Origin of the sequence: Malaciobacter halophilus, assembly GCF_002837275.1 — a bacterium.
Classification (GTDB): domain Bacteria; phylum Campylobacterota; class Campylobacteria; order Campylobacterales; family Arcobacteraceae; genus Malaciobacter; species Malaciobacter halophilus.
The window spans coordinates 1-20,616 of sequence record NZ_NXIF01000029.1 but is presented as its reverse complement, the minus strand read 5'-3'; the positions used below and the strand labels follow the sequence as shown (position 1 = coordinate 20,616).

Annotated in this window: 19 protein-coding genes; 18 read left to right on the top strand and 1 reads right to left on the bottom strand. The window is 28.1% G+C overall.

The window, feature by feature from the left end:
- Positions 1 to 142: 142 nt before the first annotated feature.
- The 18 genes from soxC to CP960_RS07910 all read left to right on the top strand — a co-directional run bounded on the left by soxC (position 143) and on the right by CP960_RS07910 (position 17,430).
- Positions 143 to 1,468 (top strand): sulfite dehydrogenase, encoded by a 1,326-nt coding sequence (soxC, locus tag CP960_RS07995; RefSeq protein WP_101184897.1) that lies wholly within the window; start codon positions 143 to 145, stop codon positions 1,466 to 1,468.
- A complete protein-coding gene (locus CP960_RS07990) occupies positions 1,437 to 2,627 on the top strand; it encodes a c-type cytochrome (protein ID WP_101184896.1) in 1,191 nt (396 codons plus the stop codon). Before soxC ends, CP960_RS07990 begins: the two co-directional genes overlap by 32 nt.
- Before the next feature lie 17 nt (positions 2,628 to 2,644).
- The gene (soxX, locus tag CP960_RS07985) at positions 2,645 to 2,998 is read left to right on the top strand and encodes a sulfur oxidation c-type cytochrome SoxX (RefSeq protein ID WP_101184895.1); all 354 of its coding nucleotides are present in this window, start codon (positions 2,645 to 2,647) and stop codon (positions 2,996 to 2,998) included.
- A gap of 12 nt (positions 2,999 to 3,010) precedes the next feature.
- Positions 3,011 to 3,466: a thiosulfate oxidation carrier protein SoxY gene (gene soxY, locus CP960_RS07980; RefSeq protein WP_101184894.1), complete on the top strand. Its 456-nt coding sequence runs from the start codon at positions 3,011 to 3,013 to the stop codon at positions 3,464 to 3,466.
- 50 nt (positions 3,467 to 3,516) lie between these two features.
- The gene (soxZ, locus tag CP960_RS07975) at positions 3,517 to 3,819 is read left to right on the top strand and encodes a thiosulfate oxidation carrier complex protein SoxZ (RefSeq protein WP_101184893.1); all 303 of its coding nucleotides are present in this window, start codon (positions 3,517 to 3,519) and stop codon (positions 3,817 to 3,819) included.
- Between the two features lie 34 nt (positions 3,820 to 3,853).
- The gene (gene soxA / locus CP960_RS07970) at positions 3,854 to 4,768 is read left to right on the top strand and encodes a sulfur oxidation c-type cytochrome SoxA (RefSeq protein ID WP_101184892.1); all 915 of its coding nucleotides are present in this window, start codon (positions 3,854 to 3,856) and stop codon (positions 4,766 to 4,768) included.
- A gap of 10 nt (positions 4,769 to 4,778) precedes the next feature.
- A complete protein-coding gene (locus CP960_RS07965) occupies positions 4,779 to 5,213 on the top strand; it encodes a hypothetical protein (RefSeq protein ID WP_101184891.1) in 435 nt (144 codons plus the stop codon).
- Between the two features lie 34 nt (positions 5,214 to 5,247).
- The gene (locus CP960_RS07960; RefSeq protein ID WP_101184890.1) at positions 5,248 to 5,898 is read left to right on the top strand and encodes a rhodanese-like domain-containing protein; all 651 of its coding nucleotides are present in this window, start codon (positions 5,248 to 5,250) and stop codon (positions 5,896 to 5,898) included.
- Positions 5,899 to 5,912: 14 nt separating this feature from the next.
- Complete coding sequence (gene soxB, locus CP960_RS07955) at positions 5,913 to 7,688, top strand: thiosulfohydrolase SoxB (protein WP_101184889.1); 1,776 nt, start codon at positions 5,913 to 5,915, stop codon at positions 7,686 to 7,688.
- A gap of 88 nt (positions 7,689 to 7,776) precedes the next feature.
- A complete protein-coding gene (locus CP960_RS07950; RefSeq protein ID WP_101184888.1) occupies positions 7,777 to 8,568 on the top strand; it encodes a thioredoxin family protein in 792 nt (263 codons plus the stop codon).
- The gene (locus CP960_RS07945; protein WP_101184887.1) at positions 8,565 to 9,017 is read left to right on the top strand and encodes an MOSC domain-containing protein; all 453 of its coding nucleotides are present in this window, start codon (positions 8,565 to 8,567) and stop codon (positions 9,015 to 9,017) included. The genes CP960_RS07950 and CP960_RS07945 overlap by 4 nt, the downstream gene beginning before the upstream one ends.
- On the top strand, positions 9,017 to 9,451 hold the full coding sequence (locus CP960_RS07940; protein ID WP_101184886.1) for a DsrE family protein: 435 nt from the start codon (positions 9,017 to 9,019) through the stop codon (positions 9,449 to 9,451). Before CP960_RS07945 ends, CP960_RS07940 begins: the two co-directional genes overlap by 1 nt.
- Before the next feature lie 11 nt (positions 9,452 to 9,462).
- Positions 9,463 to 10,233 (top strand): alpha/beta hydrolase, encoded by a 771-nt coding sequence (locus CP960_RS07935; RefSeq protein ID WP_101184885.1) that lies wholly within the window; start codon positions 9,463 to 9,465, stop codon positions 10,231 to 10,233.
- 2 nt (positions 10,234 to 10,235) lie between these two features.
- Positions 10,236 to 11,381: an HD-GYP domain-containing protein gene (locus CP960_RS07930; protein ID WP_101184884.1), complete on the top strand. Its 1,146-nt coding sequence runs from the start codon at positions 10,236 to 10,238 to the stop codon at positions 11,379 to 11,381.
- Positions 11,382 to 11,463: 82 nt separating this feature from the next.
- Positions 11,464 to 14,079: a valine--tRNA ligase gene (locus CP960_RS07925; RefSeq protein ID WP_101184883.1), complete on the top strand. Its 2,616-nt coding sequence runs from the start codon at positions 11,464 to 11,466 to the stop codon at positions 14,077 to 14,079.
- Positions 14,080 to 14,101: 22 nt separating this feature from the next.
- Positions 14,102 to 14,854, top strand: coding sequence for a hypothetical protein (locus CP960_RS07920; RefSeq protein WP_101184882.1), 753 nt, complete (start codon positions 14,102 to 14,104; stop codon positions 14,852 to 14,854).
- A gap of 10 nt (positions 14,855 to 14,864) precedes the next feature.
- The gene (locus CP960_RS07915) at positions 14,865 to 16,757 is read left to right on the top strand and encodes a sensor histidine kinase (protein WP_101184881.1); all 1,893 of its coding nucleotides are present in this window, start codon (positions 14,865 to 14,867) and stop codon (positions 16,755 to 16,757) included.
- Positions 16,758 to 16,761: 4 nt separating this feature from the next.
- Positions 16,762 to 17,430 (top strand): response regulator transcription factor, encoded by a 669-nt coding sequence (locus tag CP960_RS07910; RefSeq protein WP_101184880.1) that lies wholly within the window; start codon positions 16,762 to 16,764, stop codon positions 17,428 to 17,430.
- Between the two features lie 32 nt (positions 17,431 to 17,462).
- Here CP960_RS07910 and CP960_RS07905 read toward each other — a convergent pair whose 3' ends face one another.
- The gene (locus tag CP960_RS07905; protein WP_101184879.1) at positions 17,463 to 20,543 is read right to left on the bottom strand and encodes an efflux RND transporter permease subunit; all 3,081 of its coding nucleotides are present in this window, start codon (positions 20,541 to 20,543) and stop codon (positions 17,463 to 17,465) included.
- Positions 20,544 to 20,616 lie beyond the last annotated feature (73 nt).

Here is a 20,616-nt window from a genome sequence, read left to right as displayed (position 1 = left end):
TACACTATTGCTACTGTTACATATTATACTTCTTCATGTGATAAGAAAAATTAATGTTTCTTGATTGTTGCATATAAATTTCATGTTTTGAAATAAATTGAAATTTTATAGCTTAATTGTTTAAGTAGCAAGGGGTTGCCATATGAAAAACAGTAAGGTTGTTAAGAAAAGTAGTGAGGTTAAAGAGTCTTCCAGAAGAGACTTCTTTAAAAAAAGTATTTTATACTCAGCAAGTGCAATAGGTGCAAGCTCTTTTTTAGCTCCAACATCGCTTAAAGCTAATGAAAAAGAGATTATGCATGAGGCACCTTGGGGAACAAAACTTGGTGATCCTGTAAATAAAAATTTATATGGTTTACCTTCTGTTTATGAACACAATAATATAAGAAGAACACATGACTTATTATCTTCAGGTGATGCATATGCATCTATATCTATGTGTCCTATTCATGAATCAGAAGGAATAATTACACCAAATGGACTCTTTTTTACAAGAAATCATGGAGGTACTGCACAAGTTGACCCTAATAAGTGGAGATTGATGATTCATGGAAAAGTAAAAAAGCCAATTGTATTAACTTTAGATGAGTTAAAAAAATATCCAAGTGAAACAAGAATTCATTTTATTGAGTGTCCAGCAAATGGAAGTCCAGAGTGGAGAGGTCCTCAATTTAATAGTTTACAGTTTATGAAAGGAATGATGAGTTCTGCTCAATGGACTGGGGTGATGTTAAAAACAATATTAAAAGATATTGGACTTGAAAAAGATGCAGTTTGGATGTTGGCAGAAGGTAGTGATAATGCAAGTAATCCAAGAACAATACCTGTTGAAAAAGCACTTGATGATGTGATGATTGTTTGGGCTCAAAATGGAGAGGCTTTGCGTCCAGAACAAGGTTATCCTGTAAGACTTATTGTTCCTGGTTGGGAAGGAAATTTAAATACAAAGTGGTTAAGAAGATTAGAGTTCTCAAATAAACCATGGCACTCAAAAGAAGAGACTTCAAAATATACAATGCTTCAAGAATCAGGTAAAGCTATTCGATATTTTTGGGTTAATGAAGTTAACTCAGTAATTACATCTCCTTGTCCAGAAAAACCATGGACACATCTAAAAAAAGGTGAACTAGTTGAAATTGAAGGACTTGCTTGGTCAGGAAGAGGAACAATAAAACATGTTGATATATCTTTAGATGGTGGAGATAATTGGGTTGAAGCTGAATTAAAAGGTTTAGTATTACCAAAATCATGGACTAGATTTAGCTATATCATAAAATGGGAAGGGAAACCTTTATTATTAGCTAGTAGAGCAACTGATGATGTGGGACACACACAACCAACAATAGACGAAGAGACATCTAAAGTAGGAGTAGAATCTGTTTATCATAGAAATGCAATAGTAACATGGGAAATTACAAAAAAAGGGGAGTGTAACAATGTACAAATTAGAAAACACAAAAAAGCATAAAACTACGCTTCTAGGTCTTGTTTTTACCATGCTTACAGCTAGTAGTTTAGCTTTTGCAAAAAATGATGTAGCAGTTGATGGAGGAAAAATATATCCTGTAAAAGATGGAAAATATACTCTTTATCATGTAAATACGCAAAAATTTAAAGAGTTTGGCTTTGGAAGAGAAGCTACAAAAGATGAAATTAATGCTTGGAATGTAGATGTTATGCCAGATGGAACAGGACTTCCAAAATATGATACAAAGAGTGGAAAACCTATATTAGATGAAGATGGAAATCCTAAAGTTGCACAAGGTAGTGTAGAGTGGGGTGAAGAGATTTATGATGATAAATGTGCAAGCTGTCATGGTGAGTTTGGAGCTGGAGGTAAAGGCTATCCTACTTTAGCTGGTGGTTCAAAAGAATCATTAAAACTTCAAAGGTTAAATCCTGCACATATGAATCCAAATCCACAAGGACCTTTTAGAACTATTGGTTCTTATTGGCCATATGCAAGTACTCTTTTTTGGTATGTTCAAGACTCTATGCCTTATACAAATCCAAAAAGTTTATCAAATAGTGAAACATATGCATTAGTAGCATATTTATTATCAGTTAATGGAATAAAAATAGATGGTAAAGAGCTTGATTATGAGTTTGTTTTAAATAAAGATAACTTTACAAAAATCAAAATGCCAAATGAAGATGGTTTTTATCCTAAAGTTGATACACCAAATAATCCTAAAAAAGGTGTAGAAAATATGAAGAAGTTTTTTATTGATGCAAAAGCTTATGGTATTGGGAAAAGATGTATGAGTGATTGTATTAAACAAGATGTTAGTAGTCTTATTATGAAAGTAAAAAATGACTTATCACAAGATGCAAATCAACCTTTATCAACAAAACGGGATTTACCAAAGACAAAACAGAATAGTAGCAGTATAGGTAAAACAATTTATGAGTCTAAATGTGCAGTTTGTCATAACAATGATGCTATTGGAGCACCTATGCTAGGAGATAAACAAGCTTGGGCTGAGGTTATGAAAAAAGGGATTGAAGCTGTATATAAAAATGCACTTACAGGTATAAATGCTATGCCTGCAAAAGGTGGACATATGGATGTATCTGATGAAAATATTAAAAAAACAGTTGATTATATGATTGACTCAAGTAAATAAGAAAGGAGAGCGGTATTATGAGATTAAGTAAAAGTTTTTTAGTTGTTTTAGCTACTTGCACTATTTTTTCAGTAAGTGGCTTTGCTTCTAATAGTGAACTAATAAAAGAGGGAGAGAAGATTTTTAATACTAAAAATCTAGGAAATTGCTTAGCATGTCATGCAGTAAATGGTAAACAAATTGATGGACCTGGAAGTATGGGACCAAAACTTCAGTATCTTTCTGCTTGGCCAGATGATGCGTTGTATGACAAAATATATGATCCATACACAACAAATCCAATTTCAGCAATGCCTGCATTTGGTAAAAATGGGTGGTTAAGTCATAAACAAATAAAAGCCTTAGTTGCTTATTTAAAAACAATAAATTAAAAAGGAATGAAGATGTTAAATAGAAGAGATTTTTTAGGATTAGGTGTATTAGCATTTGGTGTTGCAGCAGCTCCTATTAATTTAAGCGCAGTGAACTTTAGAGAAACAAAACCTAAAGCTTGGACTGCAAAAAGTGTTGATAATGCAATGAAAGAGTTATTTGGTACGACAAATGCAACAGAAGGCAAAATAAAATTAAAAGCTCCTGATATTGCAGAAAATGGTGCAGTTATTCCTGTATCTTTTGAAACTGATTTAAAAGCTTCAAAAGTAGCAGTTTTTCAAGATGCAAATCCTGAAAGTACAGTAGCAGTATTTGATATACATGAAAATGCAATAATTGATTATGCAATTAGAATCAAGATGGCAAAAACAGGAACAGTAACTGTGGTTGCACAAGAAGAGAGTGGAAAACTATTCAAAGTTTCAAAATTAGTAAAAGTAACAATTGGTGGATGTGGTGGTTAATTTTTAATCACTAAACTAATATATAAAGATAATACTATAAGGAATTTAAAATGGCAAAAACAAGAATTAAAGCAAAAGAAAAAAAAGGTGTTGTAACTGTAAAAACTCTTTCAAAACACCCAATGTTAAGTTATGTAGAGGCAAAAAGAGCAAATAAAGAGGTTAATTTTATTACACACTTTATGGCTGAAGTTAATGGAAAAGTAGTTTATGAAGTGTCAACTTCTCAATTTTTATCAAAAGACCCTTATTTAAAGTTTAAATTTACTGGTGCAAAAAAAGGTGATGAAGTTACTATTACTTGGGTTGATTTAAAAGGTAAAAAAGAAGTTAGTACTAAAAAAATTAGATAGTTCTAAAAAAAGTTTATAAAAACAAGGAGAGGGCATGTTAACTAGACTACTAAAGGCTTCTGTATTTACATCTCTTGCATTTTTTTCACTAAATGCAGGAGGGTTTGATGCTCAAGCTCAAAAAGATAAAAAAGAGTTAGTTAAGTATTTTGAGGCTAAGTTTCAAAATCCTTATGAAAATAAAAATAGGTTTTTCCCTTACTCAACAGATGAAGAGTTAAAAGATGGTTATGCAAAAGGGCTAAAACATATGGATTTTGGTATAGGAAGTTACTCTTATGCAAAAGATGCAAAACAGCAGTATGAAGCAATAAAAGAGTTTCCTCCTTATGAAGATAAAATAGAAGAAGGAGAAGAACTTTATACTAAGAAATTTGCAAATGGTAAATCGCTTAAAACTTGTTTTCCTAATCCTGCAATAGTAGGAGAATACCCATATTTTGATACTAAAACTCAAGAAGTTATCTCTTTAACAACGGCAATAAATAAGTGTTTAGAGGCAAATAATGAGAAAAAATGGAATACAAAAAAAGGGCAAATGGCAAAATTTCAAGCATTTTTAGCGTATTCAACTGCTGAAGCAGAAAAAAATATGGATATTAAAATACCTACAAAAAAAGCACAAGAGGCTTATGAAAGAGGTAAAGAGTACTACTATACTCAAAGAGGTTATTTAAAACTTTCATGTGCAACTTGTCATATACAAGGTGCGGGACAAAGAGTTAGAAATGAAAAACTTTCTCCTTTATTGGGACAAATCACACATTTCCCTGTATATAGATTAAAATGGGGTAGTTTAGGAACACTTGAAAGAAGAATGTCTGGTTGTATAAAAGACCAAGGGCAAGTACCACCTAAAGATGATAGTAAAAAGATGCATGAATTACTATATTTTATGGCTTATATGTCAAATGGTATGCCAATAGATGGCCCAGATGTTAGAAAGTAAGGAGAGTATTATGAATAGATTAGTAAATATTTCACTTGTATCAATAACAGCAATAGCCTTTAGTGCTTGTGCATCTTCTTCTGCAAATCTATCATCAGTAAAGGGTATTGATGTGGAAAAAGTTTGTAGTGTTCAAAATAATGGCATAGAAAATGTTATTCAAACAGCAGAAAAATACAATGAAATTGCAAAAAGAAATGAGCTAGAGTTTAGAAGATTAGGTGTTAATAATAGTGATTTAATTATCTCTGTAAAAGAGGCAATAAAAACAGGTGCAAATGAAGTTAATCCAAAAGATTTTAAATCAAAGGCTTCAAAAACAAAACTTCCTGTTGAATTTGCTGCACATAGGGCTTGTAAATTTGCCATTTCTGCATTAACTCAAGCAAATGAAGCTAAAACAACATGGAGATTGGCAGTTCCAGGTGATGGATACGAATATTAATTAAAAGTAAATACTTATAATAAAAGGGGAAGGTATGTGTATATTTAAAAAAGTTGCAAAAATATTAATTGTAGCAGCATTATGTATCTCTTATGGTAAAGCAGAAGGTAACAACTATGTACCAATTGCACCAGGTGTAAAATCTATTGAGATTACATTAAATAATCAAACTTTTACATTAAGTAGAGTTCAAGATAAAAAAAACAAAATAAGTGAATTGTATGCTTACACAAGTTTAGGAGTTCCTCAACCAATGATTTTAGCAAAAGGGGTTGAAACAATTGCAGAGTTAGAATTAATTGACTATATGAAAAAAGCTCAAACAGACTCTAGTATTGCTATTATTGATACAAGAACTCCAGGGTGGTTTGCAAGATTAAGAATTCCAGGTGCAGTAAATGTACCATACACAAACTTTAAATATAGAGATGATGCAGTTGATATGATGGAAGATTATATGGGTGTTGTAATTAATGATGATGATACTTTAGATTTTTCAAAAGCTAAAACTGTTGTTCTTTATTGTAATGGATATTGGTGTGGACAAACACCTGCAATGGTTAAAAATACAAAGTATTCACTACTAAATCTTGGGTTTCCTGCAGAAAAAATAAAATACTACAGAGGTGGTATGCAAGCATGGACTTCATTAGGATTTACTGTTGTTGGTGATGCAGCAAAATAGTAAGGATAATTTAAATGAGTAAGTTTAGTAGAAGAGAGTTTATTTATATGATGGCAATGCTTGGGGCATCTCCCATTTTTGCCAACTCTCATACAAGAATGACAAATACAAGTAATTTGGAAGATTATTATAAGCTAAAGCCATTTGGAAATGTAAGATTAATGCACATGACTGATTCCCATGCGCAATTATTACCTGTATATTTTAGAGAGCCAAGTGTTAATCTTGGTTTTTATGATAATTTTGGAAAGCCTCCTCATATTGTTGGGGAAAAACTATTGGATTATTATGGAATTAAAGGTAATAAAAGACTTGAGTATGCTTACTCTTGTGTTGATTTTGAAAAGTATGCAAAATTAATTGGACGAACTGGTGGTTATTCACAAATTAAAACAGTTGTAGATTTCTTGAAAAGTAGTTTTGGAGAAGATAAAACACTTTTATTAGATGGTGGAGATACTTGGCAAGGAAGTGCTACTGCATTATGGACAAGGGGTAAAGACATGGTAGGAGCTATGAATTTACTTGGTGTAGATGTTGCAGTTGGACATTGGGAATTTACATATAAAGCACAAGAAGTTCTTGATAATGTAAAAGAGTTAAATGCTGAATTCTTAGCGCAAAATATAAAAGTTAAAGAAGATGCACTTTTTGAAGAAACTGAAATAGCAATGCAAGCTTATGACCAAGATAGTGGTCATGCTTTTAAGCCATATACTATTAAGAAAATGGGCAATGCAAGAGTTGCTATTATTGGACAAGCTTTTCCTTATACTACTATTGCAAACCCTCAAAGATTTATTCCAGATTGGAGTTTTTCTATTAATGATGAAGGAATGCAAGAGTTAGTAAATAAAATAAGAAAAAGTGAAAAACCAGATGCAGTTATTGTTCTTTCTCATAATGGTTTTGATACTGATAAAAAAATGGCAAATGTTGTAACAGGTATTGATTTTATTATGGGTGGGCATACTCATGATGGAGTACCTGAGGCTGTTCCTGTAAAAAATGATAAAGGTGTTACTTATGTGTGTAATGCAGGTTCTAATGGTAAGTTTTTAAATGTATTGGATTTAAATATTCAAAATGGAAAAATTAAAGACTTTAAATTTACTCTTCTTCCAATATTTTCTGATTTGATAAAAGAAGATAAGAAAATGAAAGAGTATATTAAAAGTGTAAGAAAGCCATATTTGCAAGATTTAAATAGACCAATTGCTACAACTGATGTAACTTTGTTTAGAAGAGGTAATTTTAATGGTTCATGGGATCAAATAATATGTGATTCTTTACTTGAAGTAAAAGATGCGCAAATCTCTTTATCTCCTGGATTTAGATGGGGAACTTCTATTCTACCTGGGCAAACAATTACATTTGATGATTTGATGACTCAAACTGCTATGACATATCCTGAAACATATGCAAGAGATATGAAAGGAAGTGATATAAAATTAATACTTGAAGATGTTGCTGATAATCTATTTAATAAAGACCCATTTTATCAACAAGGTGGAGATATGGTAAGAACAGGTGGAATCTCTTATAAAATAGAACCAACAGCAAAAATTGGGAATAGAATATCAGATATTACACTTACAAGTACAGGTCAGAAAATTGAAGCAAGTAAGTTATATAAAGTTTCAGGATGGTCAACTGTTGGAGCAAAATCAGATGGTGAACCAATTTGGGAAACCGTAGAAACATATTTGAAAAGTATGAAGCATATTAAGAAATTAAATGTTGATACTCCAGATATTGTAGGTGTAAAAGGTAATCCTGGAATTATTTAAATTGAAGAGGTATAAAGGTTATACTTTATACTTTTTCAAATTTATAAGTTTTATATTTAAAGTTTATAAATTTGAAAAGAGGTGAAAAATGAGAAAAATAATTTTATCTATACTGTTTGTAAAGCTATTTTTATTCGCTTCATATAATGAAGGAAAATTAGTTTTTGAAAATAAGTGTTCTTCTTGTCACTTACCTTTTGTTCAAATGCAAACACTAAAAAAGAACTTTTTTGAAAAGAGTAATAAGCTTTTAAAATTAAAAGCACCTACTGTAAATATGTTAGCTTATGCAATTATGCATAGTCCTAAAAAAGTAGGTGACCCAAATGATGAAGAGATGAGAGAAATAGAGATAGAAGAGTATTTAAAATCATATCTTGTAAAACCAGATAGATTTAATAGTATATGTGATGAACATATTTTGAAATATTATGACAAAAAGCCTAGTATGAAAGGCGAATTAAGTGATGATGATTATGTAAACTTAGCGATTTTTTTTATGCAGTATGATAAATATAATAAGAGTAAGAAAGCCGTAAAAATAAATAGTGATTTTGATGAAGATGAGATTATATTAAAAGCAAAACAGAATGAAAAATTAATCTTAGTTTATGCTACTTCAAAAACATGTTATTACTGTAAAAAAATGGATAAGGAAGTCTTTAGTAAAAATGAGGTTCAAAAACTTTTAAATAAAAACTATATTCTTCTTGAAGTAGATATGGATAAAAACAAACTTCCTTTTAATCTTACAAAATATTATAAAAGAGTGACTCCTACTTTTTTTGTTTTAGATAATAATGCAAACTATTTAAAAACATATGTTGGAAGTTGGAGTAAAAAAGATTTCATAGATATTTTAAAAGAGAATTTAAAATGATTAGTATAGGAAAAGTCTTAGGTACTTTTAGTGCAAAAAAAGATTTACAAAGTTCACCAAGACCAAGAGTTAAAAGTTTAAATTTGATTACAGGATATGGGATTGCTTTTGATAAGTTTGCAGGAAAAGAGCTTGATAAAACTGTAATGATTGTTGGAATAAAAGCTTATGAAATAGCAAAAGAGAATGGGATTGATTTAGTGTATGGAAGTTTAGGAGAGAATATTCTTTTAGATTTTGACCCCCATAAATATAAAATAGGAGATGTCTTTTATATAAATAGTTGTGCAATACAAATTACTGAAAGTTGTACAGTATGTAAACATTTAAGTAAGTTTGATAATAAGTTACCAAAACTTCTTAAAGATAATAGAGGCTTATATTGTAAGATATTAAGTGATGGTGAAATAAAAGAACAAATGCAAGTAGAGATAAAAAAGGATAAGTAATGAGAGTGTTAATTATAATTTTATTAGTAAGTATTGTATGTTTTGCAAGGGATTTTTCAAATCCTCAACCAACATTTGACAACCCAAGAAAAGTTGTTTACTCTTTGCATGTGGGAGATATGCAAACAATAAATCATACATTAAGTTCTATGTATAATATTTTAAAGGAGTATCCAAGTCAAAGTTTGAAAATTGTAGTTGTTGCTTATGGTAAAGGTTTAAGAGCATTAAAAAAAGATTACGATAAGGCTACTCTTACAAGAATTAGCTCTTTAATGCAATATGATGTGGAGTTTATTGCTTGTAAAAATACTATGGAAACAATGAATTGGAAAGAGAAAGATTTTTTAGATGAAGTAGAGTTTACTCAAGCAGGTATAGTTGAGGTAATTGAGCGACAAATTGATGGATATATAGGTATAACAGCATACTAAAAGGAGAAAAAATGATATTTGAAAAAACTATTTTCTTTATATTTTTGAGTTTAACTTTAAATGCTCAAAATATAACAAAACAGATGTGTGAAAAAAAAGGTGAAGATTATATTTTTACAAGTAAAGAGTGTATAAATCTAAAAAAATATAATGGAGAAACAAAAGGTAAATTAAATATAGTTGTGCATGGAAATTGGGATGAAGGAACAAATATTTTAGGAAGATATGCTCCTTTTGCTGAAAACTTATCTTTTGAAACAGATATTACTACAGTTGCAATTGCTTTGCCTGGATATTCAAACTCTTCAACAAATAGTTTAAAATCACTTGCAAGCGGCAAAAATCTAGCTTTTAGTAAGGGTTATGTGAATTTTTTAAGTGATTTAGTCTCTAAACTAAAAGTAAAATACAATGCAAATAAAGTTACTTACATAGGACATAGTGCAGGTTGTACAATGGGAATTAATTTATTAGGTACAAAACCTTTTTTAATTGATTCTTTACTTTGTGCTGGAGGAAGTTACTCTCTTGATAAAAAAGATAAAAGTAGCGATAAAATATCTGCAATGGATATTATAAATAATATTAGTAGACAAGCAAAAATTGCAATTGTTTATGGAACAGAAGATAAAATCTCTCCTGCTAAAAAAAATATAGAGTTTTATAACTTTGCTAAAAATGAGGGCTTAAATATAAAGCTTGTAGAAGCAACTGGTGCAAATCATTTGGATTTAGATATGACTGATGCTTCAGTAGAGGCAATAGTTGAATTAGTGGAGTAAATATGAATAAAAAAAGAGAACTGGTTTTTAATTTAAATAATTTTTTGATTTCGACATCAACAGTTTTGGATTATGTACAAAAACAAAAAAAAGCAACTAGTTTGGGACATTTAAAAAGAGCAACATATGTAGCTTTAAGTTTGGGAATTGTATTAAAATTGACAAATAGACAATTAAGTGATTTATGTTCATATACTCTTTGCTCAAATCTTGCTTTAAATCAAAGTACTGATAATAAATCTTTATGTGAATTATCAAACGAATTAGTAAAACAGTTTCCTTTTTTAGATAAATATGAAGATATTTTGCTTTATGAAAAAGAGCATTATGATGGTACAGGTATCTTTGGATTAAAAAATGAACAAATACCTCTTTTTTCGCAAATAATATTTTTTGCTACTACACTTGATGAAGAGTTTGATTTATTAAATTTTAGTTCCTTAAAAAAAGAGCAAATATTAAACTATATTAAACAAAATGAAGAAGTATTATTCTCAAAACAATTAGTAGAAGCATTTTTTGAAGTAAGTAAATCTTTGAATTTTTGGTTAGATTTGCAAAGCAATGAAGATATTTTACTTTTTATTTATACTCTTTTAGAGGATTTTTCTGCACCCTTGGAGTTTGAGAAGATTTTAGAGATTTCAAGAGTTTTTGCATATATTCAAAATCCTAAAAGCAATCTTATTACTCATGTGGCAAGTTTATGTAAATACTATAATTTTGAACATAAAGATAATATTACTTTACAAATTGCAGCAGGGTTTTGTAATCTTGGAAAATTGACAGTTTCAAGAGAGTTACTTGATAAAGTTGAGCCTTTAAATACTTATGAAATGGAGCAAATACATACATATCCTTACTATACTAAAAAAGTTCTTTCTAATATTATGGGATTTAATGATATTAGTTCATGGGCAATTAAGGTTCAAGAAAGATTAGATGCAAGTGGTTATATTTTTGGTTTTGATGGAACTAATTTAAGTTTTAAAGATAGAATTTTGATAAATCTAAATGTTTTTGATGCCTTACTTCAAGAAAAACCTTATAGAAAAGCATATAGTAAAGATGATGCAATAAAAATAATGAAAGCAGAAGATAAAAAATTAGATTTATCCATAACAAATGATATATCTTTAGTTTTTTAAATCTGTCTTAAAATATCTTATCAAATATCATACTAAGTAAAATATAGATATAATCGCGAATATTTAATTGATAGGAATTTTAATGAGTGAAAAATACGAACCGTCAAAAATAGAAGATAAATTTTATAAAATATGGGAAGATAGAGGATATTTTGAAATAGATGGAAATAAGTCTATTCAAGAAAAAGATAAAAATTTTGCAATTATGATGCCACCACCAAATGTAACAGGAAGTTTACATATAGGTCATGCACTTACATTTACATTACAAGATATCATTACAAGATATAAAAGAATGGATGGCTTTAAAACTTTATGGCAACCTGGAACTGACCATGCTGGAATTGCTACACAAAATGTTGTTGAAAAACAGATTTTAGCAGAGGGGAAAACAAAAGAAGAGATAGGAAGAGAAGCTTTTTTAAATAGAGTTTGGGAATGGAAAGAGTATAGCGGTGGAACAATAGTTCATCAAATGAGAAAACTAGGAATTACTCCTGCTTGGTCAAGACAGAGATTTACTATGGATGAAGGATTAAAAGAGGCTGTAAAAGAGGCTTTTGTTCATCTTTATAATGAAGGTATGATTGTACAAAATAATTATATGGTAAATTGGTGTACTCATGATGGTGCTCTTTCAGATATTGAAGTTGAGCATGATGAAGTTAAGGGTAACTTTTATCATATGAATTATCATTTTGCAGATGAAGAAGGGTATGTAACAGTTGCTACAACAAGACCTGAAACATATTTTGGTGATACAGCAATTATGGTTCATCCAGATGATAATAGATATAAAGATATTGTAGGAAAAGAAGTACTTCTTCCTTTAACTAATAGAAAAATTAAAATTATTACTGATGAACATGTAGATATGGAGTTTGGAACAGGAGTTGTAAAAGTTACTCCAGCACATGACCAAAATGACTATGAAGTTGGTAAAAGACATGATTTAGAGTTTATTACATGTTTTGATGAAAAAGGTATTTTAAATGATTATTGTGGCGAATTTGCAGGACTTGAGAGATTAGAAGCAAGGGAACAAATTGTAAAAAAACTTCAAGATGAGGGTTATATTGTTAAGATTGAAGAGCATACTCATCAAGTAGGGCACTGTTATAGATGTAAAAATATTGTTGAACCATATATTTCTAAACAGTGGTTTGTTAGAAATGAAGTTGCAAAAGGAAGTATTGAAAAAACTTATGCTGGACTTACAGAGTTTTTCCCAAGTCATTGGATAAACTCTTATAGAGCATGGATGGATGAGTTAAGAGACTGGTGTATCTCAAGACAATTGTGGTGGGGACATAGGATTCCAGTTTTTACTTGTAATGATTGTAACCATCAATGGGCTGATAAAGCAGATGAGCCAGAAGCTTGTCCTCATTGTGCTAGTAAAAACTATACACAAGACCCAGATGTTTTAGATACTTGGTTTTCATCTGCATTATGGGCTTTCTCTCCACTTGGATGGGGAAATAATGGTAAAATGGAAAATAGTTTTAATGCAACAGATTTAAAAGACTTTTATCCAAATAGTTTATTAATTACAGGTTTTGATATTATGTTCTTTTGGGTTGCAAGAATGATGATGATGGGAGAACACTTTAAAGGTGAATTGCCATTTAAACATATCTATATGCATGCACTTGTAAGAGATGAAAATGGTGCTAAGATGTCTAAATCAAAAGGTAATGTAATTGATCCACTTGATATGGTTGAAGAGTTTAGTGCTGATATTGTTAGATTTTCACTTGCATATTTAGCAGTTCAAGGAAGAGATATTAAGCTTGGTAAAAAGCACCTTGAGCTATATAGAAACTTTACAAATAAGTTTTATAATGCAGCAAATTTCTTACAATTAAATGTAGAAACATTCCCAGAACTAGAAGAGATTGAAGTTAAAACAGCTCTTGGAAAATATATGCTTTCTAAACTTTCAACAGCAGTTGATGAAGTAAGAGAAAATCTTGATATATATAAATTTAATGAAGCAGCAGCAAGTCTTTATAGATTTGTTTGGAATGAGTTTTGTGATTGGGGTATTGAATACTCAAAAGCTAGCAAAGATTCAATTGTTGAACTTGGTGCAATTTTTAAAGAGGCTTTAAAACTAACTTCTCCATTTATGCCATTTATTTCAGAGTATTTATATCAAAGACTAAGTGGAAAAGAGCTTGAAGAGAATAATTCAATTATGGTTATGAATTATCCAAAGAATCTTGCAAAAGATGAAGAAACTGAAGCAATGTTTGCTATAATTGAAGAAGCTATTACTGCAATAAGAAGAGCAAAAGTTGTTATAGATATGGGTAATAGTAAAATTTCAAAAGCCTATGTTAAACTTGATAAATCAATTGATAAAGAGTTAGCTAAGCCATTTATTGAAAAACTTGCAAAAGTTGAAAATATTGAGTTTGTTGATTCAAAAGTACAAAATGCGATTACTGATGTTTCTAATAATTTAGAAGTTTATATTCCAACTGCTGAAATTGATATGAGTGCTATTATAGATAAATTAACAAAACAACAACAAAAAGCTCAAAAAGAGTTTGATAAATTAAATGGTATGTTATCAAATGAGAAATTTGTAGCAAATGCTCCAGAACATGTAGTTGAAGAGAATAAAAAAGCACTTGAAGAAGTAAAAACAAAATTAGAGAAAATTGAAAATGAATTAAAAGCTATATCTTAGTAGCTTAGAAAAGAGGTAAAAAGTGAATAAAAATTTTTTATTATTGATTATTTTTATTACATTTTTTACTGGATGTATCTCTCAAAATAGGGTAAAAGAGGTATTTCAAACAAATAAAGCCATTGAAATCTCAAATGATTATAAGAAAATTTTGAGTTTTTTAAATGAGTATAAAATAAAATTAGATAAAAGAAATCCAAAACACTATAATAAAGTTTTAGAAAAAGCAATATATAATCAAATAAATAGTGGTAAAACCTCAGTTGTCTTAAAAGATTTTCAAGGAAAAAAGTTAAAGAATTTTAAGCAGTATTTAGATTTGGCTTTTGACAAAAAAGGAGTTGTTTATAGAAATGACTACTTAATACTAGGGATTTTTTATATGATTTATGATGCTTATTTGATGGATGGGCATCATAAATTTTCTGCACTTAATTATGATAAAGACCTTTTAACTAAACTTTACAAAAACTTACATATATTAAGATGGAAAGTAAGAACTACAAAAGATATAAATGGTAACTACTTATTTTTAACTTGGCAAAATAATTGGCAAGTTGAGTACATGAAAAAAGGATTAAGCAATTTAAATGAATTAAAAAATTTAGAAGCAATAAAAAATAATAAAGAGAGTTTACTCTCTCACTCAAATTTTTCTTTTGAGGTATTGCTATCTTTAATGATTAATAGAGTTGAAAATACTTTAAATGATATTGGTGCAGAGCCTTCTGAAATAACTTTTGATACCATCGCTTCTTTGGTATTTATAATATAAAGTATTTAAAATGAAGAGTTTAATTTTTTTATTTTTATTTATTTGTAGCTTTTTAAATGCTCAAACTTTGGTTATTTCAAAAGATAGTTCTCAAATAAAAAATGTACATAAATATTTAAGTTACAATAAAAACAACTTCTCTATTCAAACAGTTATTTATGAAGATTTTAAAACACTTAAAACTTATAATAATTTAAACTTTAAATATTCAAAAAATAGCTATTGGTTGAAGCTAGAAATTGAAAACAACTCTTTAAAAAAGCAGATTTTAAAGATTGATAATTTTTTAATTGATGAGTTAAAACTCTATTTTTATAGGGGAAATGTTTTAATTAAGAAGTATCAAAATGGAGTTAAATATAAGCACTCTTTTGATTTTTCAGATTATAGTAAATATGCTTATGAAATACCAAAAGGAAAAACTACATTATATATGAAAATTAATTCCTCTTTTTCATTGCTTGTACCTATGCAAATAGTATCAATTAGTAAGTTTTATAAGCAAAGAGATATGGATAATATTTTTAATAGTTCCTTCTATGCTGCACTTTTATTGATGTTTTTTTATAACTTTTTTATTTACTTAGTATCAAAAGTTAAAATATATAAATACTATTTAGGGTATATTATAGGTACTTTTGGATTCTTGTTTTTTTATGATGGATATTTATCTTATTTATTATTGCCAAATACACCAACTTTTAATGAGTTTATTTCTTGTATATTTTTTATAGTCACATTCTTTTCAATTGCAAAATTCTCTTCAAATCTTTTTCAAAGCAGAAGGAACGCATTTATTTTATATAAGATTTTAATGCTTAGTTCAATTTATATATTACCAATAATTTCAATTGTAGGTATCTTTGTTGCTTTTATTGATACTTCAATTTTATATTTAGTTCAAAAATATTTACTTGTTTGTACTATGCTAATAATCTTATTAATAATATCTATTACTATTAGATATTTGATAATAAGTAAAGAGAAAATATCTAAAATCTATGCATTTATTTGGGCTATATTTATGATAGTAACTCTAACCTTTATTATAAATATTGTTTTAGGATTTATAGATACTGAGATAATGACTAAAATATTAAAAGTAAATATTTTACTAGAAATTATGATGATGTCTTTACTAATTGCTTATAGATTAAAAGTAAGTAATGAAAAAAATTTAAAACTTAAAATCAAAAATAAAGAGCAAGAGTTATATATTTTAAGACAGACTAGATTAGCCTCTTTTGGTGAAGTTTTAAACTCAATTGTTCATGAATGGAAGCAACCACTTCATAGAATAAATATGATATCTTTAAATTTAGAAACAACATATAATAAAAATAGTTTAACAAAAGAGTATTTATCTGAGCAATTAAATGAAATAGAGCAACAAACAACTTATATGAATGATACTGTTACTCAGTTTTTAGATTACTTTAGTCCACAAAAGAATAAAGAGGAGTTTTTCTTAATTGATTGTGCTAAAGAAGCCATTCAACTATTAGATATAAAATTTAATAAAAATTCAGTAAATCATTTGATAAACTGTGATAATCAAAAAATTAAAACAGTTGGATATAAAAAAGAGTATATACAAGTTATAATTATACTATTAAACAACTCTATTGATGCTATAATTAAAAATAGAGTAAAAAATCCAACTATTACAATGGATATTTCCTTGCAAAAGGATAAACCTATTTTTTCTGTAATTGATAATGCAGGTGGAATAAAAGTTAAGCCAATTGATAAGATATTTGAAGCAAATGTTTCAACTAAAGATGAAAAAGTAAATTCAGGAATTGGGTTATTTATTGCAAAAAGAATTATTGAAGATAATATGAATAAAAAATTAATTTGTAAGAATCATAGTAATGGAGCAAAATTTAGTATTATAGGATAGAAAAATGAAACTTTTATTTGTTGAAGATGATGCACTTTTAAGGAAAAGTTATAGCATCTATTTAGAAGAGTTATTTGATGAGATAATTGAAGCAGAAGATGGTAAAGAAGGCTTAGAGATGTATTATAAACATAAGCCAGATATTATTATGCTTGATATTAGTATGCCATATATAAATGGTATGGATGTTGTAAAAGAGATTAGAAAAGATGATAAAGATGTAACTATTATTATTCTTTCTGCTCATAGTGATAAGGCTTATTTATTTGATGCTATTGAGTTAAATATATTTAAATATTTAGTAAAACCTTTACCTAGAAGTCTTTTTAAAGAGTCTATTTTAAAAGCAATAGAGAGTAGAAAAGGTAATGTTCAAGATAGTGTACTTATATTAGAAGATGGTTTTACTTGGGATGCATATAATAAAGTTCTTAAAAAAGATAATAAAGAGGTTGATTTAACAAAAAATGAGTATAAGATGTTAGGTGAGTTTTGTAAAGATGATATTCATTACTTTACACTTATGGATTTATTTAAATCAATTTATGATAATGATGAAGAGTACAGTGAAAATAAAATAATGATGATTTTAAAAAGATTTAGAAAGAAAACATCTACAAAAATTATCAAGAATATATATGGAATGGGATACAAATTTAATATAATAAAATAAATTGAAGTATTAAAATAGATACTATTTAGTATCTACTTTAATTTATGTGAAATAGTATATAAAACTGGTAAATATACTAAATTAAGTATAGTTCCCCAAGCAAGACCAAAACCTAAAGCAATAGCAATTGGTTGGAAAATTACTGCTTGTCCTGTTGGGAAGAAAATAAGTGAACTCATTCCAATTAGTGTTGTAATTGTAGTAAGAATAATTGGTCTAAACCTTTTTGAAGCTCTATAAAAAATCTCTTCAATATTTTTTGCTTTTTTCAAGTAAGTCATCATAATTATTCCATCATTAATAACAACCCCAGCTAATCCAAGTGCTCCAATCATTGAAGGCATTGAAAGATTTAATCCCATTAGCTTATGTCCTATTAAAACCCCTAAAATAGAAAAAGGAATAATACTCATAAGTATAAATGTATCTCTAAATGAATTAAATAAATAAAGCATAGCAAGCATAATAAGAAGTAAAGCTAAACCTGTTGCATATAGCATATCATGTTGTAAATTTTTTCTTTTTTCTGCTTCCCCTTTAAAAATAAGTCTAACTCCATCTTCTTCAATCTGTTTTAATGTAGGTTGAACTTTCTGTATTGTTTCTGAAGCTGTTATAATATCTGCATTAACATTTGCATATACATAAAAGTTCTTTTGAGCATTATCTTTTATTAGTTGTTCAAATGATCTAATTATATCAAATCTTGCAACTTCATAAAGTCTTACAAACTTTCCATTTGCTAAAGGAATCTCAATATTCTTAAAATTTTCATAAATATCTTTATTTATACTTTTTACTTTAATATCAAGCATCTCTTTTTCATCAAAAGATACACCTTTTTTCTTCTCTAAATAAAGATTTGAAAGATATGAACCAATAAAACTCTCAGTAAGTCCAAGCTTTTGTCCATATTCATTAACTTTTAATTTTATTTCATCAATACCAAATTTTAAGGAGTTTGAAGCAGAAAGTACACCTTCTATTTCTTGAAGTTTTTTAGTTAAAAGTTCTACATTTTTAATAATCTTTTGATTGTCATTTGAAACTAGACCAATTTTTATATCAGATTTTACTGGACCTACTTTTTTTTCTAATACAACAAGTTCATTTAGATTAAATTTCTCTTTATACTTATTTTGTTCTAAAAATTTTTTTAATTTTTGTGCTATTTGTTTAGATTTTAATGTCCTAACTCTTCCTTCTTCATCATAATAAAAAGTTAAATAAGGAGTAATATATTTATCTAAAAAATTCATCTGTTTTAACTTTTTTAACTCAACTGTCATATACATTACATATGGAAATCTTTCTGTATTATTACCTGTATCTCTTCTAAATCCTGCTACTGAATCAATACTTCTAATAAAAAATTCATCTTCTTTTTTTATTAAATCTGCTTCAATTTTTTGAACTATTGCAAAAGCTTCTTCTAATGTAGTGTTCTCATTTGCTTTAATAGATATTTTTACATCAGTTGCATCAAATTTAGGGAACATTTGAAATTTTGAACTTTTTATAGCCATAAAAGTAGCAATAGGAACTAAGATAATAAAAAGTACTAAAAAAGTTTTTTTCCATCTCATAAAAAAGTGAATTAGTTCACTATATATTTTATTTGGCTTCTCCCAAGAAGTAACTTTTGCTCCACTTTTAAGTGTATGTGCTGCGTGTATTGGTAAGAAAATAAATGACTCTATTAATGAAGCTACAAGTAAAGCACTTAAAGCAATAGGAATTAATCTCATTACCTCTCCCATTGTTCCACTAATCATTAGAATGGGTAAAAAAGAGAATAGTGTTGTAATAGAAGCAATAGTTACTGGTTTTACCATCTCTTTTGCTCCCATTACAGCAGCTTCTTTAGGTTCATAACCCTCTTCGATATGCTGTTGTATATTTTCACTTACTACAATTGCATCATCAACGACAATACCAATAGCTATTAATACTCCTACAAGAGAAATCATATTAATTGTATAACCAAAAAAATACATATAAATAGCAGCAATCACAAAAGATGTAGGAATACCAATAGCAATAATAGCTGACATTCTAAAGTTTATTAATAATGCAACTAAAAGAGTAATTAGCATAATTCCAAGTAAAATATTTGATATAACAATATTTAGTCTATCTCTAATCTTTTCACTATTATCATCACTAATAGAGATATGAATATCTTTATCTTGATTATTTATTTTTTGAAGTAGTTCTTTCATATCTTTTGATATTTTTAAAGCATCAGATGTTTCTGATTGTTCAACTGCTAAAGATAAAGCGTGTTCTCCATTAAAAGAGAATAAAGTAGAAGAGTCTTCATATTTTTTTTCAATCTTTGCAATATCTTTTAAATATAATGATTTGCCACCAATTTTAATAAGTAGGTTTTCAAAATTCTTGCCAGTTTTTGCACCATTATATGTAGATAAATAAAAATGTTTTTTGCTTCCTTCTATTTTCCCTATTGGAAAAATATAAGATAAATTAGAGATGACATTAAACACATCACTTTTGTTTAGTCCTAAAGCTTCAATTTTTCTATCATTTAATAAAACTTCAAAATATTTATCTGAATCACCATATATAGTTACATCACTTACTCCTTCAACTGCTAAAATTTTACTTTTTAGTTCTGTTGCAAAGGGTTTAAGTTCATCAGTAGTGTATTTTGTTGAAGTTAAGGAGACATCAATTAGTTTTTTATAACGTTCAATTACATTAACACTTGGTTCATCCATATCAGAAGGTAAGTTTGATTTAGTAAGAGTAATAGTATCTTTTACTTTATCTGCAATATTATATTTATTTTCGCCTTTGTTTAATTCTAAAATAATAGAGAATCTACTTGGACTAATAACTGTTGTAATCTCTTTTATACCTGTAATGTTTTTTAAATTATCTTCTATTTCTGTAACAGCCATTTTATCAAGTATATCTACACTAGCTCCACTATAAGAACCACTTATAGAAATCATATCTAATTCAAAATTTGGGAATATCTCTTTTGCTGTTTTGTTATACGACCATATACCTATTGCGAAGATTAAAAAAAACAAGGTATAGTTCATTCTTGAGTTTTCTACAAAAAATCTTAAAAATCTTTCAAACATTAGTAACCTTTATTAAAAACAGTATTATATTTTATCTTTATTAATAAAGAATTAATGTTTAGGCAAAATAATT

Coding starts and splice junctions, on each gene's coding strand:
- soxX (WP_101184895.1), top strand. CDS start 2,645: ATGAGATTAAGTAAAAGTTTTTTAGTTGTTTTAGCTACTTGCACTATT.
- CP960_RS07960 (WP_101184890.1), top strand. CDS start 5,248: ATGTGTATATTTAAAAAAGTTGCAAAAATATTAATTGTAGCAGCATTA.
- CP960_RS07910 (WP_101184880.1), top strand. CDS start 16,762: ATGAAACTTTTATTTGTTGAAGATGATGCACTTTTAAGGAAAAGTTAT.
- CP960_RS07990 (WP_101184896.1), top strand. CDS start 1,437: ATGTACAAATTAGAAAACACAAAAAAGCATAAAACTACGCTTCTAGGT.
- CP960_RS07935 (WP_101184885.1), top strand. CDS start 9,463: ATGATATTTGAAAAAACTATTTTCTTTATATTTTTGAGTTTAACTTTA.
- soxC (WP_101184897.1), top strand. CDS start 143: ATGAAAAACAGTAAGGTTGTTAAGAAAAGTAGTGAGGTTAAAGAGTCT.
- CP960_RS07940 (WP_101184886.1), top strand. CDS start 9,017: ATGAGAGTGTTAATTATAATTTTATTAGTAAGTATTGTATGTTTTGCA.
- CP960_RS07915 (WP_101184881.1), top strand. CDS start 14,865: ATGAAGAGTTTAATTTTTTTATTTTTATTTATTTGTAGCTTTTTAAAT.
- CP960_RS07925 (WP_101184883.1), top strand. CDS start 11,464: ATGAGTGAAAAATACGAACCGTCAAAAATAGAAGATAAATTTTATAAA.
- soxZ (WP_101184893.1), top strand. CDS start 3,517: ATGGCAAAAACAAGAATTAAAGCAAAAGAAAAAAAAGGTGTTGTAACT.
- soxA (WP_101184892.1), top strand. CDS start 3,854: ATGTTAACTAGACTACTAAAGGCTTCTGTATTTACATCTCTTGCATTT.
- soxY (WP_101184894.1), top strand. CDS start 3,011: ATGTTAAATAGAAGAGATTTTTTAGGATTAGGTGTATTAGCATTTGGT.
- CP960_RS07965 (WP_101184891.1), top strand. CDS start 4,779: ATGAATAGATTAGTAAATATTTCACTTGTATCAATAACAGCAATAGCC.
- CP960_RS07930 (WP_101184884.1), top strand. CDS start 10,236: ATGAATAAAAAAAGAGAACTGGTTTTTAATTTAAATAATTTTTTGATT.
- CP960_RS07945 (WP_101184887.1), top strand. CDS start 8,565: ATGATTAGTATAGGAAAAGTCTTAGGTACTTTTAGTGCAAAAAAAGAT.
- CP960_RS07950 (WP_101184888.1), top strand. CDS start 7,777: ATGAGAAAAATAATTTTATCTATACTGTTTGTAAAGCTATTTTTATTC.
- CP960_RS07905 (WP_101184879.1), bottom strand. CDS start 20,543: ATGTTTGAAAGATTTTTAAGATTTTTTGTAGAAAACTCAAGAATGAAC.
- soxB (WP_101184889.1), top strand. CDS start 5,913: ATGAGTAAGTTTAGTAGAAGAGAGTTTATTTATATGATGGCAATGCTT.